Raw genomic sequence first — 16,139 nt, forward strand, 5'->3', positions numbered from 1 at the left:
TCAGTTAGCCAGCTCCAAGATGCGGGCAACTAGCTGAGAGAAGCTCAGCCCAGACTGACGCGCCGCCATTGGAACCAAACTATGACTGGTCATACCCGGAGCCGTATTCACTTCCAACAGATAGAATTCGCCATCGCTATCCATCATGACATCCACTCGTCCCCAACCACTGCAGTCGAGCGACTTATAAGCTTTACGTGCCAACTCGGCCAGTTCGCGTTCGCGATCTTCGCTCAAACCACTTGGACAGAAGTATTCGGTCTTATCAGACAAGTACTTAGCCTCATAATCATAGAATACTCCCGGCGCTTGTATACGAATTGACGGTAAAATCTCGTCACCCAAGAAGGCAACGGTGTATTCAGGACCGCTTAGCCATTTCTCTACCAGAACATCATCATCATGACGGAAGGCTTCTACCAAAGCGTCATCAAACTCGCTGGCATCGCTCACTTTGCTCATGCCAACGCTAGAACCTTCGCGGCTTGGCTTAACAATCAGCGGTAAACCTAACGCATTCAGTGCAACCAACATCTCTTGCGTTAAGCCGTCATCAAACTGTGCACGGCTGATAGCAACAAAAGGCGAAACTGGCAGGCCTGAGGCTTGCCAAACCAGCTTAGTACGCAGCTTATCCATCGTTAAGGCGGAGGCCATCACACCACTACCGGTATAAGGCAGTTGCAAAAACTCCAAAACGCCTTGCAGAGTTCCGTCTTCGCCACCACGGCCATGAAGGGCGATAAAGACTTTGTCATATCCTGCATCTTTCAACTGCGTTGCAGGGAAGTCTTTAATATCAACCGGATGCGCATCAATACCGGCCTCTATCAGACCCTTTAATACCGCTTGGCCTGACTGCAAAGACACTTCACGCTCTGCGGAGGTACCACCCAGTAATACAGCAACTTTCTCAGCCATGATGTTTTTCATCCGTACTTGTTCTGTCAACGTTAATCGGCTGCAGTTTCTGCTCAGCCAAAGTTCGCGCCACTTTGCCAATATTTCCTGCGCCCTGAGTCAAAATCAGGTCGTCATTTTGTAAAAACTGTGCCAGCGTTGCCGGCAAGGTTGCTGCGTCGGAAACCAAAACTGGATCCAACTTGCCGCGGCCGCGAATGGTGCGACACAGTGAACGGCTATCAGCTCCCGGAATAGGCGTCTCGCCAGCGGAATAAACATCCAGCATCAGCAATACGTCAACTTGAGACAACACATTTGCAAAATCGTCATACAGGTCACGAGTACGAGTGAACCGATGCGGCTGGAAAATCATCACCAGACGACGATTAGGCCATCCCGCACGAGCAGCTTTGATGGTGGCATCCACCTCAGTTGGGTGATGTCCGTAGTCATCAACCAGCATCGCCTTACCTTCTTTGCCGTTCACATTATCGAGCGCATACTCGCCGAGGAAATCAAAGCGGCGCCCGGTGCCCTGGAAGCCCTCTAGCGCGCGTAGAATGTCCTCATCCGCAATCCCCTCTTCTGTCGCAACAGAAACGGCTGCAGCCGCATTCAAAGCGTTATGACGCCCTGGCGCATTTAGCGTGACCGCCAAACGAGGCTTATCCTGACGACAGATAAAAAACGTTCCCTGAGCGCCATTCTGCTGGTACGACTCAATACGTACATCCGCATCTTCGCTGAAGCCATAGGTCGTAATATGACGACCAACACGAGGCAGTAGCTCACGCACGACGGGATCGTCAATACACATCACTGCACGGCCATAAAATGGTAAGTTGTGCAGGAAGTTGATAAATGTCTGCTTCAAATTTTCGAAGTCGCCATGATAAGTATCCATATGATCGGCTTCGATATTTGTTACCACGGCCACCATCGGCTGCAAGTGCAGGAAAGATGCATCACTTTCATCGGCTTCCGCAATCAGATAACGACTAGAACCTAAACGCGCGTGTGTGCCAGCGGCTTTGACTAATCCACCGTTCACAAACGTCGGATCTAAACCTGCCTCGGCATAAATACTGGAAACCATCGCCGTGGTGGTCGTTTTACCGTGGGTGCCCGCAATCGCAATACCATGGCGAAAACGCATCAGCTCAGCGAGCATTTCCGCACGACGAATCACAGGGATACGTGCTTCACGAGCGGCAACAATCTCTGGGTTATCCGCAGAGATTGCCGTTGAAACCACCACAACGCTCGCATCTTTGACATTTTCAGGGCGATGGTGGAAATAAATTTGCGCGCCCAGCTCTGTAAGCTGCTGCGTGACGGGATTCGGTGCTAAATCAGAACCGCTGATTTGATAACCTTCGTTAGCCAACACTTCGGCAATACCGCCCATGCCAGCACCGCCGATGCCGACAAAGTGAATGTGCCGGACACGACGCATCTCAGGCACCATGGTACGCAGTTTCGCGAGCTGTTGAGTATTTACGTTCTTATTCACTGTTTCTCAGTTCTGTCATTTTGGCCGGAGTTCTTGAATAAACTGTTATCAAACAAACTCCCGCTCAGCGGTAAATTATTTCGCTACTTCACAAATCACGGCGGCAACACGTTCAGTCGCATCCGGAATTGCGGCAGCGCGAGCTTTCTCTGCCATTTCTAATAGGGTCTGACGATCCCATCCAGCCAACGTTGCAGTGACTGACTCCACGGTAAGCTGTGGCTGTTCAATAATTTTTGCAGCACCGGCTTGCTCCAACGGCAACGCGTTCCAATACTGCTGGCGATCTTTGTGCATAAAAGGCACAAATAACGCGGGAAGGCCTGCAGCAGCAATTTCACTCACGGTTAGAGCACCTGAGCGGCATACCACTACGTCCGCCCAGTCGTAGGCCGCGGCCATGTCATCAATAAACTCAGTCACCTTGTGCTGCGTCTGCCCGACTTTCTCATAGTCGGCCAATACCGCCGGTAATGCGCCCTTGCCAACCTGATGCCACAACGTAATTCTATCACCCAGCTGTTCAGCCACTTTCGGCATCGTCTGGTTTAAGATGCGCGCGCCTTGGCTTCCCCCCACGACCAGAACGCGAATCGGCCCCATTCGGCCAGCTAAACGTTGCTGAGGTGTGGGTAGTGCTAATACGTCTTCACGCACCGGATTACCTACTACCGGTGCATTAGGAAATGCGCCAGGGAAGGCCTGTAATACACGCTTGGCAATCTTTGACAGGCAGCGGTTAGTTAAACCCGCAATCCCGTTTTGCTCATGCAGTACAACAGGAATTCCACATAGCCACGCGGCCAAACCACCGGGGCCGGAAACGTACCCGCCCATCCCTAACACGGCATCAGGCTGATACGCTTTCATAATCGCTTTAGCCTGACGCACCGCGCGGAAAATACGCACCGGAGCACCCAACTGAGCTTTTAAACCTTTGCCACGCAGGCCTGAAATCTGAATAAAATCAATTTCAATACCATGCTGTGGCACCAGCTGTGCTTCCATACGATCGGCGGTACCTAGCCAGCGAACCTGCCATCCCTGAGCCTGCAAATAATGTGCGACAGCCAAACCAGGAAAGACGTGTCCCCCAGTGCCGCCAGCCATCACCATCAGGCGTTTATTATTTTGACGAGCAGTATTGCTACTCACCGGGCACTCCTTACTACCGCCTGCGCTTTCTCCAGACGGGTTTCATAATCTATGCGTAACAGCAATACCAATGCGGTCGACATAATAAGCAAACTGGAGCCACCGTAACTAATCAGCGGCAGCGTTAGCCCTTTAGTCGGCAACATCCCCGCAGCGGCGCCAACGTTAACCAGTGCCTGAAAACTAAACCAAATACCTATGGCGCAGGCTAGAAAACCAGAAAAACGCTGATCGGCCTCTAATGCACGGCGTCCAATGGACATCGCACGAAAAGCCACGAAGAATACCATTAACAAAGCGAGAACCACACCGAAATACCCAAGTTCCTCGCCTAAAATAGAGAAAATAAAATCGGTATGCGCCTCGGGTAAATACTCCAGTTTCTGAACTGAGTTACCTAAGCCTTGTCCCCAAAATTCGCCGCGGCCAAAAGCCATCAAAGATTGTGTTAGCTGATAACCACTACCGAATGGATCGGCCCATGGATTCCAAAACGAAGTAACACGTCGCATACGATAAGGTTCAGCAACAATCAGTAACACCACGGCAAAAATACCGGAACCGATGATCGCCAAGAACTGCCACATTTTGGCACCCGCCAAAAACAGCAGACCGAGCGTAGTCACGAACAACACAACCACCGTACCCAAATCTGGCTGAGCCAGCAGCAGCACGGCTAATACCACCATCACGCCCATCGGCTTGCAGAAGCCCCAAAAATTCGAACGGACCTCTTCTACCTTGCGCACCAGATAGCTCGACAGGTAGCAAAACAGCGCCAGTTTGGAGATCTCCGCAGGCTGAATTCGCAGCGGGCCAAAAGCAATCCAGCGCGATGCACCGTTAACCGAGCTTCCCACGACCAGAACAATGAGCAGCATGGCGACAGACACTAACAAAAATGCGTTACTGTAACGCTGCCAAACCGCCATTGGCACACGTAATGTCACCATGGCCAAACCAAACGCCAGAGCCAGATAAAGCGCATCACGTTTTGCGAACAGGAATGGATCGTCTGCCAAACGCTGACCAATAGGCATTGAGGCTGATGCCACCATAATAAAACCCACGGCAGCCAACCCAAAGGTTAGCCAAAGCAGCGTACGGTCATATAGCACCACCATCGCAGCATCGCTTTCACCAGCGCCCATCACCCATTCACGAAAACGGGTGATAATACCGAAACGCGGCAGTGAATAGCTTTGATAAGGTAAGCGTAAGAGTCTCAAGCGCATCATCCAATCTCCTTGGCTAAGCGACTAAACTCATCGCCGCGCTGTTCAAAGTTTTTAAACTGGTCGAGGCTGGCACAGGCAGGAGAAAGCAGAACCAGATCGCCAGACTTCACTCTGGTTGCAATAATACGCATGGCCTGTTCCATGGTTTCAGTCTGCTCGGCAACCTCTGGGCGTAATGCAGCAAGCTGTTCACCATCGCGACCAAAGCAGTACAAACGCACGTTATCGCCCTGTAGGTATTGAGCTAAAGAGCTAAAATCTGCCGATTTACCATCGCCACCTAACAGAAGATGCAAAGTGCCATCGACGTGCAGGCCATTCAACGCAGCTTCGGTACTGCCCACATTGGTTGCTTTGGAATCATTGATCCAACGCACGCCGTTATGATCCAATGAAAGCTGGAAACGATGCGCTAAGCCCGTGAATGTGGTTAACGCTTTCAGGCTAGAGGCGCGCGGAATACCCACAGCATCAGCCAGCGCTAATGCGGCCAACGCATTAGTAAAATTATGTTTCCCGGTGATTTTCATTTCACGTGTGTTTAGGATCTTTTCCCCGCGCACACGCAGCCAGATTTCACCCTGTTGACGGTTCAAATGATAATCACCAACATCAGCGCCAAAACTGACACAGCGAGCGTCAGCGCCGCGGATGGGCATCGTCAAGGCATCGTCAGAATTCACAACGCAAACTTTCGCATTTTCATAGACACGTAGCTTTGCGGCTCGATACTGCTGTAACCCCAGCGGATAGCGATCCATATGATCTTCGGTAACATTAAGGATCGTCGCAGCAGCGGCGCGTAAGCTGGTGGTGGTTTCAAGCTGAAAACTAGAAAGCTCAAGCACATAGAGATCGCACTCTTGCTTAAGCAGCATCAGGGCCGGCAAACCAATATTTCCGCCCACGCCCACGTTCCACCCAGCAGACTTCGCCATTTCACCCACCAGCGTCGTCACGGTACTTTTTCCGTTAGAGCCCGTAATAGCAACGATGGGCGCCTGAGCTTCACGGCAGAACAGTTCGATATCACCCACGATTTCAACGCCCGCCTCAGCGGCAACGCTCAGCGCTGGGGACGCCAGAGCAATACCCGGGCTGGCTACGATCAGATCAGCATCCAGCAACCACTCTTGGTTCATATCTCCCAGATGGCGCTCGACGTTTTCCGGCAGCTTGTCCAGCCCCGGCGGAGACAAACGGGTATCAATAACGCGCGGCGTAACGCCTCGCGCCATAAAGAAATCAACACACGACAGGCCTGTAAGACCTAGGCCAATGATGACGACTTTCTTACCCTGATAGTCCACCATATTAACGCACCTTCAAGGTTGCTAGGCCAATCAGCACCAGCATCAGAGAGATAATCCAGAAACGCACGATAACGCGAGGTTCTGGCCAGCCTTTCAATTCATAGTGATGGTGAATGGGTGCCATACGGAAAATACGTTGCCCGCGCAATTTGAAACTGCCGACCTGCAAAATAACTGACAGTGTTTCCATCACGAACACACCGCCCATAATCACCAACAGGAACTCCTGACGCAGCAGAACAGCAATCGTACCCAGCGCCCCACCTAAAGCCAGAGAGCCGACGTCTCCCATAAAGACCTGAGCCGGATAGGTGTTAAACCAAAGGAATCCAAGCCCAGCCCCCACGATGGCGGTACATACAATCACTAGCTCCCCCGCATGGCGCAGGTAAGGGATATGCAGATACGCCGCAAAATTCATGTTACCGGTTGCCCACGCCACCAGCCCCATACCCGCGGCAACAAAGACCGTCGGCATGATAGCTAAACCGTCTAAACCATCGGTCAAATTAACCGCGTTGCTGGTGCCAACGATGACGAAGTAGCTCAACAAGATGTAGAGCAGACCCAGCTGAGGCATAACGTCTTTGAAGAAGGGAACCACCAGCTCAGTGGCTGGAGTGCCTTTACCGATGGAGTACATGGCAAAGGAGACGACCAACGCAATCACCGACTGCCAGAAATATTTCCAGCGGGCAATCAAGCCTTTGGTGTTTTTGCGCACAACTTTGCGGTAATCATCGACAAAACCGACAACACCATAGCCAAGCAGTACGAACAGCACACACCATACATAGGGATTGGAAGGATATGCCCACATCAGCACGGAAATGGTGATAGACGTGAGGATCATCAGCCCCCCCATCGTCGGTGTACCCCGTTTACTGAAATGCGACTCAGGTCCGTCATTACGCACAACTTGACCAAAAGACATTTTTTGCAGACGAGCAATCATGCGCGGTCCAATCCATAGGGACAGGAACAGCGCAGTCAGTAAGCTGACGATGGCGCGAAACGTCAGATAGGAAAAGACGTTAAAACCGGAATAGTATTTGACCAAGTGTTCGGCCAGCCAGACTAACATGATTGATTCTCCTGCATTTCCTGCACAGATAAGCCTCGTACTACCTGCTCCATAGCGGCACTACGTGAACCTTTAACTAAAATGGTGATCGCCGCATGTTCGCATAACAGGTTTTTCAGGCGCTCAATCAGAGCCGTTTTGTCCGTGAAATGTTCACCACAACCACTGGTCTCGCTGATGAGATGGCTCAAGCGGCCAACGCTCAGCACTTTATCAATCTCCGCTTCGCGGGCCGCAATGCCCACCTGACGGTGACAGTCTTCTTCTTCCGCGCCCAGCTCCCCCATATCGCCCACCACCATCACTCGGTAACCGGGCATAGAACCAAGCACCTGCGCTGCGGCGGTCATTGAGCCTACGTTCGCGTTGTAGGTGTCATCAAGGATTAGCTGCTGTGCATTTAAACGGATCGGGAACAGTCGACCCGGAACCGCTTTTAACTCACTCAGTCCCTGCCGTACGTTCTCTAGCGTTGCACCCACGGACATCGTTAGCGCAGTCGCAGCCAACGCATTCGCAATATTGTGGCGACCTGGCAGCGGTAGGATGACAGGAACAGTACCAAACGGCGTATGCAGCTCAAATTCGGTACCTTGATGCGTTATACGCACGTCGCTAGCAAAGAAATCTACCGCCTCCGCTGCCTGTGGCGAGAAACGCCATACGCGTTGGTGGGTGATTTTTTCTTGCCAGTGCGGCCAGTCATTGCTATCAGCGTTGATGATGGCGGTTCCATTTGACGTTAAACCATCAAATATCTCGCCCTTAGCCTTAGCGACTCCGGCCAAAGAGCCAAATCCTTCTAAATGAGCCGCCGCTAGATTATTGACCAGCGCGCTTTCCGGCTTAACCAGATTGACCGTATAGGCAATTTCACCGACGTGATTAGCCCCCAGCTCGACCACAGCAAACTCATGCTCTGGTTCAAGGCGCAATAACGTCAGCGGCACACCGATGTCGTTATTAAAATTACCGGCGGTATACAGCACGTTACCGCACTGGCGCAGAATTTCTGCGCTCATCTCTTTCACCGAGGTTTTACCGGATGAACCCGTCAACGCAATAATGCGAGCGGGCATTTGCTGACGTACCCATGCACCGAGTAATCCCAGCGCGATATGGGTATCAGCAACCACAATCTGCGGTGCATCAATGGGTAAGTGTTTACTTACCAGCAAAGCCCCTGCGCCTTTTGCTACGGCATCCGCCGCAAAGTCATGGGCATCGAACTTTTCACCTTTTAACGCGATAAACAGGCAGCCATCAGTCAGCTTACGAGTATCGGTGACAACATCGCTAATCTGCGTGTCGGCGCCTATTAATTGGCCGTTTACAGCCAGTGCAACAGCCTGCAAGGAGACGGGGATCATGCAATCACCCCCAGCAGACGAGCAACGGTCACACGATCGGAATAGTCCAAGCGACGATTCCCCACTAACTGGTAATCTTCATGGCCTTTGCCAGCAACCAGAATCACGTCATCAGGTTTCGCCTGCATGATCGCGCCAGTCACCGCTTCAGCGCGGCCAGAAATCGCCTGCGCATGCCCAGCATCGAGCATACCGTTAAGAATATCGGCCATAATGGATCGAGGCTCTTCGCTGCGAGGATTATCGTCAGTCACTACAACACGATCCGCATATTGCTCGGCAATCCCCCCCATAAGTGGGCGCTTACCTTTATCACGATCGCCACCGCAGCCAAAGACACACCACAACTGCCCTTTACAGTGCAGACGAGCAGCTTCGAGGGCTTTCTCCAGCGCATCCGGCGTATGGGCGTAATCGACAACGACGGTAGGTTTTCCTGGCGCAGTGAAAACTTCCATACGGCCACATACTGGCTGCAACTGGGATGACGTTTTGCACAGCACATCCAATGGATAACCAAGCGCCAGCATCGTTGCAGCAGCCACCAGCAGGTTGCTCACGTTAAATGCGCCCATCAGACGGCTTTCCAGCACACCCTTACCCCATGACGAATCAAAGCGGATGCTTGCACCGCCGTCGTGATAGTCAACTTGGCTTGCAGAAACCCAGCGTCCGGCCCAGTTCTCCGGCAGACGCTGTTCCATAGTGACAGCGACCGCATCCGGTGACTTAGCCAACCAACGCTGACCGACTTCATCATCGGCATTAATAATTTTTTCACCGCTGTGATGGGTTGAGAACAGCAGCCATTTAGCCTGTTCGTAGTGCTCCATATCACCATGATAATCAAGATGATCGCGGCTCAAATTAGTGAACGCGGAAGCCGCAAACGGCAGCGCGGCGACACGATCCTGAACCAAACCATGTGAGGAGACTTCCATCGCTGCCAGCGTAGCGCCTTGAGATACCAGACTACGCAGCAGGTGTTGAACATCAACGGCTGAACCGGTGGTGTTTTCGCTTGGATGAACCTGCCCTAACAAACCATTTCCTACGGTTCCCATCACCGCGCTAATTTCACCGAGCAACTGCCCCCACTGCGCCAGTAGTTGCGTAATGGTTGTTTTGCCGTTGGTACCCGTAACGCCGATTAAGCGTAAATCAGCACCCGGCTGATGGTAAAAGCGGCCTGCCAGCGCCGAAAGACGCTGATTTAACTGACTCAGGTAAATGACGGGAACACCATGGCTCTCACGAATGGTGCCATCTTCTGCTTCCCCATCTGCCTCTGCGATGACTGCAGCAACGCCTTGCGCTATCGCTTGCGGAATATAACGGCGACCATCTGCGGTGTGGCCAACAATCGCCACAAACAGATCGCCCGCAGCCGCAATGCGGCTGTCTAATGTCATTTCTCGCAAAACGCGCTCCGGAGCATCTGCTACCCAAGGAGCCAAAAGCGCGCGCAAATTACGATCTGCCACCTGAACCCTCTTTTTTATTGTTCGCTAATTCGTTTTTATCACCCGTGGGCAACGCGTCCGGCTCAACGTTCATGGTGCGCAGTACGCCACCCATGATAGCGCCAAAGATCGGGGCGGATACCGCACCACCGTAATACTTCCCTGCCTGCGGATCGTTGATGACCACAACCAGAGCAAATCGAGGATTACTCGCTGGCGCTACGCCCGCGGTGTAAGCAATGTACTTATCAACATAACGGCCATCAGGGCCTACTTTCTTCGCCGTACCGGTCTTAATCGCAATACGGTAGCCTTTAATGGCGGCTTTAGTACCACCACCACCGGGCAACGCTACGCTTTCCATCATATGTACGACCGTACGCACAATTGGCTCAGGGAACACTCGCTCACCAGGAACCGGCGGATCGACTTTTGTTATCGACAACGGGCGATAGATACCCAAGCTGCCAATCGTTGCATAGACACGTGCTAGCTGTAACGGCGTTACCATTAGCCCATATCCGAAAGAAAAGGTGGCCCTCTCTATGTCAGACCACCGTTGTTTTTTTGGGTACATGCCACTGCTTTCTCCGACCAGCCCCAAATTGGTCGCCTTACCCAATCCAAAGTGCGAGTAGGTTTCTACCAGCGCAGAGGACGGCATCGCTAACGCCAGCTTTGATACACCAACGTTACTCGATTTCTGGAGAATCCCCGTGATGGAGAGTTCTGGATAGCGGGCAACGTCTTTAATCTGATGCCCGTTAACAAAATAAGGGAGCGTATTCAGTACGCTGTTCTCTTTCACCACGTTGTGTTGCAACGCGGTCATCACTACCATCGGTTTTACCGTAGAACCTGGCTCGAAAATATCGGTGATAGCGCGGTTACGCATGGCCTCTTTTGGCGTATCGGCTAGATTATTCGGGTTGTATGAAGGGCTATTAGCCATCGCCAACACTTCACCCGTGTTCACATCTACCAACACCGCAGTACCCGATTCGGCTTTGTTAAATGCGACGGCATTATTCAGTTCTCGGTAAACCAGCGCCTGTAAACGTTCATCAATACTAAGGGCAAGGTTATGCGCGGCCTGACTGTCAACGGATGAAATATCTTCAATGACACGACCAAAGCGGTCTTTACGAACGGTACGCTCGCCAGGCTGGCCAGTTAACCAACGGTCAAAGCTTTTCTCTACGCCTTCAATCCCCTGACCATCAATGTTGGTCACCCCGATAATGTGAGCGGTCACTTGCCCTGCGGGGTAATAACGGCGCGACTCTTGCTTTTGGAAAATGCCTGGCAATTTGAGCTTGTGGATGTAATCAGCCATCGCAGGGTTAACCTGACGCGCCAAATAGACGAAACGGCCTTTGGGGTTGGCGTTGATACGCGCAGCCATTTTGTCTAACGGCATTTCTAATGCATCAGCCAACGCTTTCCAGCGGGTATCTAAGGTGATACCACCGTGTTCGTTCACTTCTTTCGGATCAGCCCAAATCGCATTTACCGGTACGCTCACCGCCAGTGGTCGCCCAGCCCTGTCGCTGATCATTCCACGCGAAGTGAGGATAGGCTGAGTTCTTAGTGAACGCGCATCGCCTTCGCGCACCAAACGGTCGGGGTTAATCACCTGGAGATAGGCAACTCGTCCTAATAAACCCATTAATGCAATAAATATGCACCCGCAGAGCAACGCAAAACGCCAGCTGACAAAGCTGGCCTGATCTTCCTGACGCTTTAACTTTCCGGGTCGCACTGCTTTCATTGATTACACATTTACCTACGTCAAAGGTGATCCATTGAAAATAAAACCGGTTAAATACTCTATTGTTTAACCACGATATTCTCTTGAGATGGGTCTACGTGCTGCATTTGCAGCTTCTCGGTTGCAATTCGTTCCACGCGGCTGTGATCGCCTAACGCATTCTCTTCCAGAATCAAATTGCGCCACTCGATATCTAGAGCGTCACGCTCAAGCACTAGCTGCTCGCGCTGCGCGGTCAACAGGCGCGTTTTATGCGTTGTTGTTACCACCAGCACCGCCGAAACCAGCACGCCGATAAACAGAATCAGAGGCAGCTTGCCGTGGCGGAGAATATCTCCGCCAATAACGGCAACTAGCGTGTGGCGCTCGTTACCGATCATTCAACCGTCCTTTCCGCAAAACGCAGGACAGAACTTCTCGCTCGTGGGTTAGCGCTTACTTCGTCACTGCTTGGTTTCATTTTTCCGAGCGCTTTCAACTTACGACCACCTTGGCTACGCAGCTGAGCCTCGGTTAAAGGGATACCGGCTGGAACCTGAGGGCCACGGCTATGGTGGCGAATAAACTGTTTAACAATGCGATCTTCCAACGAGTGGAAGCTGATGATCGACAGACGTCCTTCAGGGGATAGAATTTCCAACGCGCCGTTCAGCGCACGTTCAATCTCTTCCAGCTCGCTATTGATATAGATACGGATCGCTTGGAAGCTACGCGTGGCTGGGTGCTTATGCTTTTCACGGAATGGGCTTGCATTCGCAATCAACGTTGCCAACTCATGCGTCCGTGTCATCGGCTCAAGACGATTACGCTCAACGATGGCGCGAGCGATGCGTTTAGCAAAGCGTTCTTCGCCGAAGGTTTTCAGCACCCAAGCAATATCTTCTTCTTCCGCTTTCATCAACCACTCTGCGGCAGAAAGGCCACGGGTTGGATCCATGCGCATATCAAGCGGCCCGTCACGCATAAAGGAGAAACCACGCTCGGCATCGTCAAGCTGTGGTGAAGACACGCCAAGATCAAGCAGAACACCGTTGATTTGACCTTCCAGACCTAATTCGCGCACATAGGTCGCCATATCGGAGAATGGGCCGTGAATGATAGAAAAGCGTGGGTCGGTGATTTCTGCTGCTGCGGCAATCGCCTGCGGGTCACGATCGATAGCCAGCAAGCGTCCTTCCGGTCCCAACTGAGACAAAATAAGACGAGAATGACCACCGCGACCAAAAGTGCCATCAATGTAAATGCCGTTACTGCGCAGATTAAGGCCGTTTACCGCCTCATCAAGCAACACGGTCTTGTGTTGGTAATTTTCTTCTGACATGACTATAACGACAAATCCTGTAGCCGCTCGGATAATGGCTCCGTAGCGGTCTGTTGTGCGTCAATATCTTCCTTGACTTGTTGATACCAGTTTTCTTCATCCCACAGTTCAAACTTATTGAACTGCCCAACTAGCATCACTTGTTTTGTGAGTCCTGCGTGCTGACGCAACGTGCTTGCTATCAGCAATCGACCGGCACTATCCATCTGACACTCACTCGCATGACCTAACAGCAGACGCTGAATGCGACGCTCTACAGGATTCATGCTCGATAAACGCGAAAGCTTTTGTTCAATCACTTCCCACTGAGGCAGGGTATAAAGCAATAGGCATGGCTGATGGAGATCGATGGTGCAAACCATTTGACCTTGCGATTCCTCGAGCAGTAATTCGCGATAGCGCATCGGAACCGCTAAGCGTCCTTTACCGTCAAGATTGATGGTTGTTGCGCCACGAAACATACCTAAATTACCCCTCGTTGCCCCATCTCACCACTTTACTCCACAAATTCCCACACAAGGAAGTTTACGGAGGGTAGGAAAACCTTGTCAAGCCAGAGCGGATGCGGTTTGGGATTATTTTTGCTTGAAGTGAATTTAAAACCTTCCACGATGAAAAGTCCTAAAGAGGAATAATAAAATTAACATCATGATAAATTAAGGGAAATTCTTGGAGGGAAGTGTCAATGACGCGAAACACAGAAATTTTACCAAAAATTAAAATTTAACCAGACTTTGCAATATAGCTCTCATTTTGAACATGTCTTGGATAATTTACATACGCTTTACATTGGTAAAGCAAAGACTAATTCAGCATAAGTTATTCAATGCCGGAAATTAAAAATACCTTTTAACATCAATCAATTAATTAAAAAATCTTCCTTTACTTTTTTCCGTCGGACATTTTATCTCACTTTATCGTCAGATAATAATGTCTTTAGGTACTAAATATCTAACTGCTTTTTTTAAATCGTAATTTAGATAAATTTACCTCTGAATAACTTTCACCTCAGATAGTTCTCAAATATCAATTTTATTTTGCAAACCTTCCGATTTGGCGACGAACTCGTGATCGGCCAACGCTATTTGTATGATTTTCACACAACAAGTTGAAAGGAAACAAAAATTTTAATGCCACGGTGAGAAATCATGAAATTCTCTTCGGCGCGCTACCCTAAGAGTTTTTTGTAGCAAAAGTCATTATAAATTAAAATTTATAGCTAGTTAAAAAACAAACAGCAATCATGTATGCTATTCAAACAATCAAAATGCAGTTTATAAAACCAACAAAAGCGCAACAAAACAGTATTAATGACTAGTTTCAAAATGGAGTTAGCCGTTATGTTCTCACCCGCTTCACGTGCCCGCAGCGCTGCCGCAGATATTTTTGCGCTGGTGGTTTATTCCTTTATCGTCGGCATGCTGATTGAAGTTTTTATTTCTGGCATGAGCTTTAATCAGTCGTTGTCATCTCGCTTACTTTCCATCCCCGTCAATATTCTTATTGCTTGGCCCTATGGCGTGTACCGCGACTGGTTTATTCGCCAATCACAGCGCTGTCGTTCAAAAGGCATGGCAAAAATATTGGCGGACCTGATTGCCTATGTCTCTTTCCAGTCACCGGTTTACGCCATTATTCTGTGGTATGTCGGGGCTGATGGCGCGCAAATTCTGGCTGCGGTCACCAGCAATGCTGTGGTTTCAATGGCTATGGGCGTCGCCTATGGGTACTTCCTTGATTACTGCCGTAAACTCTTCAAAGTCTCGGGCTATATCAAAGCGCAGGCATAAAAAAGCGCCGGTAAAAACCGGCGCTCATTTGCGGAATAACACTTTATTGCTATTGCTGCTTACATCCGGTTAAGTCGTCCGCGCTTTAATAAAACGCGGCGCATCCGGCTCAATCCCGCCTTCGGTTTCTTCGGCTCATCTAAACTAGCGAGTACTAACTCCAGAACACGTTCGGCAATATCACGGTGACGCTGACCGACTGACAGTACCGGGCAATCCAGAAAATCCAAGAGTTCATTATCACCAAAAGTCGCAATAGCCAAATCGGTAGGTAAATGCCCGTGGTGTTTCAATGTCACATCCAAAACCCCTTGCAAAAGCGGGAAAGAAGTCGTGAACAACGCCTGCGGCATTTCATTATTTTTTAACCAGTTAGAGAATGCGACGCCTGCCGCGTCACGTTCATAACTGTTGGTGTAAAGATATTGCACTTCACGTGGATCTTCTCGCCAAGCATCACGAAAACCTTGTTCGCGCAGGAAGCTCACGGAGAGCTCAGGAAGTGCGCCAAGATAGAGCACCGACTTCGCTGGGAATTTCCGTAACTCTTCCGCCAACATCTCCGAATCTTCACGATCGGCACCGACAACGCTGATAAAGTGTTCTGGATCGAGTGCGCGATCCAGCGCAATGATCGGCAAAGGATCCTTTGCCCAGCGCTGATAGAATGGGTGTTCTGGCTGCAGCGCAGTGGATACAATGATCGCATCGACCTGACGTTGTAGCAGATGTTCAATACAACGCATTTCGTTGTCAGGCTGATCTTCAGAACAGGCAATGAGCAACTGATAGCCACGTTGACGCGCCTGACGCTCCAGATAATTTGCGATACGGGTATAACTGGTATTTTCCAGATCAGGAATAACCAATCCGATTGAACGGGTGCGGCCAGCACGCAATCCTGCGGCAACGGCGTTTGGATGATAGTTATGCTCACGAACCACAGCCATCACTTTCTCAACCGTCTTATCACTCACACGGTACTGTTTGGCTTTACCGTTAATGACATAACTGGCCGTCGTCCGCGAAACCCCTGCAAGACGCGCGATTTCATCCAACTTCACGTTATCCCCCTCTTGAGCCAGTAAAATACATTACATGCATCAAATGAAATAAGAAGACCGAATGGCCTTTAATGGCATTGATCTAACCGCATAAAGAAGAAAGGAGCAACCGGTTTTGCTGAAAGGCATCAGCAAATAGGAAAAAGTAAGAGGC

General features: G+C 50.6%; 14 protein-coding genes. 1 reads left to right on the forward strand and 13 read right to left on the reverse strand.

Annotation, left to right across the window (positions count from 1 at the left end; all coding sequences use genetic code 11):
• The 12 genes from HMPREF3091_RS02710 to mraZ form a co-directional block, all read right to left on the reverse strand.
• On the reverse strand, positions 1-921 hold the full coding sequence (locus HMPREF3091_RS02710) for a D-alanine--D-alanine ligase (protein WP_070714110.1): 921 nt from the start codon (positions 919-921) through the stop codon (positions 1-3).
• Complete coding sequence (gene murC, locus HMPREF3091_RS02715; protein ID WP_070714109.1) at positions 914-2,371, reverse strand: UDP-N-acetylmuramate--L-alanine ligase; 1,458 nt, start codon at positions 2,369-2,371, stop codon at positions 914-916. Before murC ends, HMPREF3091_RS02710 begins: the two co-directional genes overlap by 8 nt.
• A gap of 120 nt (positions 2,372-2,491) precedes the next feature.
• Positions 2,492-3,571, reverse strand: a complete 1,080-nt coding sequence (murG, locus tag HMPREF3091_RS02720) for an undecaprenyldiphospho-muramoylpentapeptide beta-N-acetylglucosaminyltransferase (RefSeq protein ID WP_083321346.1) — start codon at positions 3,569-3,571, stop codon at positions 2,492-2,494.
• Positions 3,568-4,722, reverse strand: a complete 1,155-nt coding sequence (gene ftsW / locus HMPREF3091_RS02725) for a cell division protein FtsW (protein WP_246839948.1) — start codon at positions 4,720-4,722, stop codon at positions 3,568-3,570. Before ftsW ends, murG begins: the two co-directional genes overlap by 4 nt.
• A gap of 83 nt (positions 4,723-4,805) precedes the next feature.
• Positions 4,806-6,122 carry a UDP-N-acetylmuramoyl-L-alanine--D-glutamate ligase gene (gene murD / locus HMPREF3091_RS02730; protein ID WP_070714045.1) on the reverse strand — a complete coding sequence of 439 codons (1,317 nt, stop codon included), beginning with the start codon at positions 6,120-6,122 and terminating at the stop codon, positions 4,806-4,808.
• A gap of 1 nt (position 6,123) precedes the next feature.
• Positions 6,124-7,206, reverse strand: a complete 1,083-nt coding sequence (mraY, locus tag HMPREF3091_RS02735) for a phospho-N-acetylmuramoyl-pentapeptide-transferase (RefSeq protein ID WP_004094552.1) — start codon at positions 7,204-7,206, stop codon at positions 6,124-6,126.
• Positions 7,200-8,576 carry a UDP-N-acetylmuramoyl-tripeptide--D-alanyl-D-alanine ligase gene (murF, locus tag HMPREF3091_RS02740; protein ID WP_070714048.1) on the reverse strand — a complete coding sequence of 459 codons (1,377 nt, stop codon included), beginning with the start codon at positions 8,574-8,576 and terminating at the stop codon, positions 7,200-7,202. Before murF ends, mraY begins: the two co-directional genes overlap by 7 nt.
• Entirely contained in the window at positions 8,573-10,060 is a 1,488-nt protein-coding gene (murE, locus tag HMPREF3091_RS02745) for a UDP-N-acetylmuramoyl-L-alanyl-D-glutamate--2,6-diaminopimelate ligase (protein ID WP_070714051.1), read from the reverse strand. The genes murF and murE overlap by 4 nt, the downstream gene beginning before the upstream one ends.
• Positions 10,047-11,810, reverse strand: a complete 1,764-nt coding sequence (locus HMPREF3091_RS02750; protein ID WP_004094559.1) for a peptidoglycan glycosyltransferase FtsI — start codon at positions 11,808-11,810, stop codon at positions 10,047-10,049. Before HMPREF3091_RS02750 ends, murE begins: the two co-directional genes overlap by 14 nt.
• A 59-nt stretch (positions 11,811-11,869) precedes the next feature.
• Positions 11,870-12,190, reverse strand: a complete 321-nt coding sequence (gene ftsL / locus HMPREF3091_RS02755; RefSeq protein WP_004094561.1) for a cell division protein FtsL — start codon at positions 12,188-12,190, stop codon at positions 11,870-11,872.
• Positions 12,187-13,131, reverse strand: coding sequence for a 16S rRNA (cytosine(1402)-N(4))-methyltransferase RsmH (gene rsmH, locus HMPREF3091_RS02760; RefSeq protein ID WP_004094562.1), 945 nt, complete (start codon positions 13,129-13,131; stop codon positions 12,187-12,189). The genes ftsL and rsmH overlap by 4 nt, the downstream gene beginning before the upstream one ends.
• 2 nt (positions 13,132-13,133) lie before the next feature.
• Entirely contained in the window at positions 13,134-13,592 is a 459-nt protein-coding gene (mraZ, locus tag HMPREF3091_RS02765; RefSeq protein WP_004094563.1) for a division/cell wall cluster transcriptional repressor MraZ, read from the reverse strand.
• Between the two features lie 879 nt (positions 13,593-14,471).
• Between mraZ and HMPREF3091_RS02770 the strand changes: the two genes are divergently transcribed.
• Complete coding sequence (locus tag HMPREF3091_RS02770; RefSeq protein WP_035503739.1) at positions 14,472-14,921, forward strand: L-alanine exporter AlaE; 450 nt, start codon at positions 14,472-14,474, stop codon at positions 14,919-14,921.
• Positions 14,922-14,980: 59 nt separating this feature from the next.
• Here HMPREF3091_RS02770 and cra read toward each other — a convergent pair whose 3' ends face one another.
• Positions 14,981-15,985, reverse strand: a complete 1,005-nt coding sequence (cra, locus tag HMPREF3091_RS02775) for a catabolite repressor/activator (protein ID WP_004094567.1) — start codon at positions 15,983-15,985, stop codon at positions 14,981-14,983.
• Positions 15,986-16,139: the final 154 nt, after the last annotated feature.

This window comes from Hafnia sp. HMSC23F03, assembly GCF_001816025.1.
GTDB lineage: Bacteria > Pseudomonadota > Gammaproteobacteria > Enterobacterales > Enterobacteriaceae > Hafnia > Hafnia paralvei.

Excerpts from the sequence above, each read along its gene's own strand:
- HMPREF3091_RS02710 (WP_070714110.1), bottom strand. The coding sequence starts at position 921 with ATGGCTGAGAAAGTTGCTGTATTACTGGGTGGTACCTCCGCAGAGCGT.
- murC (WP_070714109.1), bottom strand. The coding sequence starts at position 2,371 with ATGGTGCCTGAGATGCGTCGTGTCCGGCACATTCACTTTGTCGGCATC.
- ftsW (WP_246839948.1), bottom strand. The coding sequence starts at position 4,722 with ATGGGCGCTGGTGAAAGCGATGCTGCGATGGTGGTGCTATATGACCGT.
- murD (WP_070714045.1), bottom strand. The coding sequence starts at position 6,122 with ATGGTGGACTATCAGGGTAAGAAAGTCGTCATCATTGGCCTAGGTCTT.
- mraY (WP_004094552.1), bottom strand. The coding sequence starts at position 7,206 with ATGTTAGTCTGGCTGGCCGAACACTTGGTCAAATACTATTCCGGTTTT.
- murF (WP_070714048.1), bottom strand. The coding sequence starts at position 8,576 with ATGATCCCCGTCTCCTTGCAGGCTGTTGCACTGGCTGTAAACGGCCAA.
- HMPREF3091_RS02750 (WP_004094559.1), bottom strand. The coding sequence starts at position 11,810 with ATGAAAGCAGTGCGACCCGGAAAGTTAAAGCGTCAGGAAGATCAGGCC.
- ftsL (WP_004094561.1), bottom strand. The coding sequence starts at position 12,190 with ATGATCGGTAACGAGCGCCACACGCTAGTTGCCGTTATTGGCGGAGAT.
- rsmH (WP_004094562.1), bottom strand. The coding sequence starts at position 13,131 with ATGTCAGAAGAAAATTACCAACACAAGACCGTGTTGCTTGATGAGGCG.
- mraZ (WP_004094563.1), bottom strand. The coding sequence starts at position 13,592 with ATGTTTCGTGGCGCAACAACCATCAATCTTGACGGTAAAGGACGCTTA.
- HMPREF3091_RS02770 (WP_035503739.1), top strand. The coding sequence starts at position 14,472 with ATGTTCTCACCCGCTTCACGTGCCCGCAGCGCTGCCGCAGATATTTTT.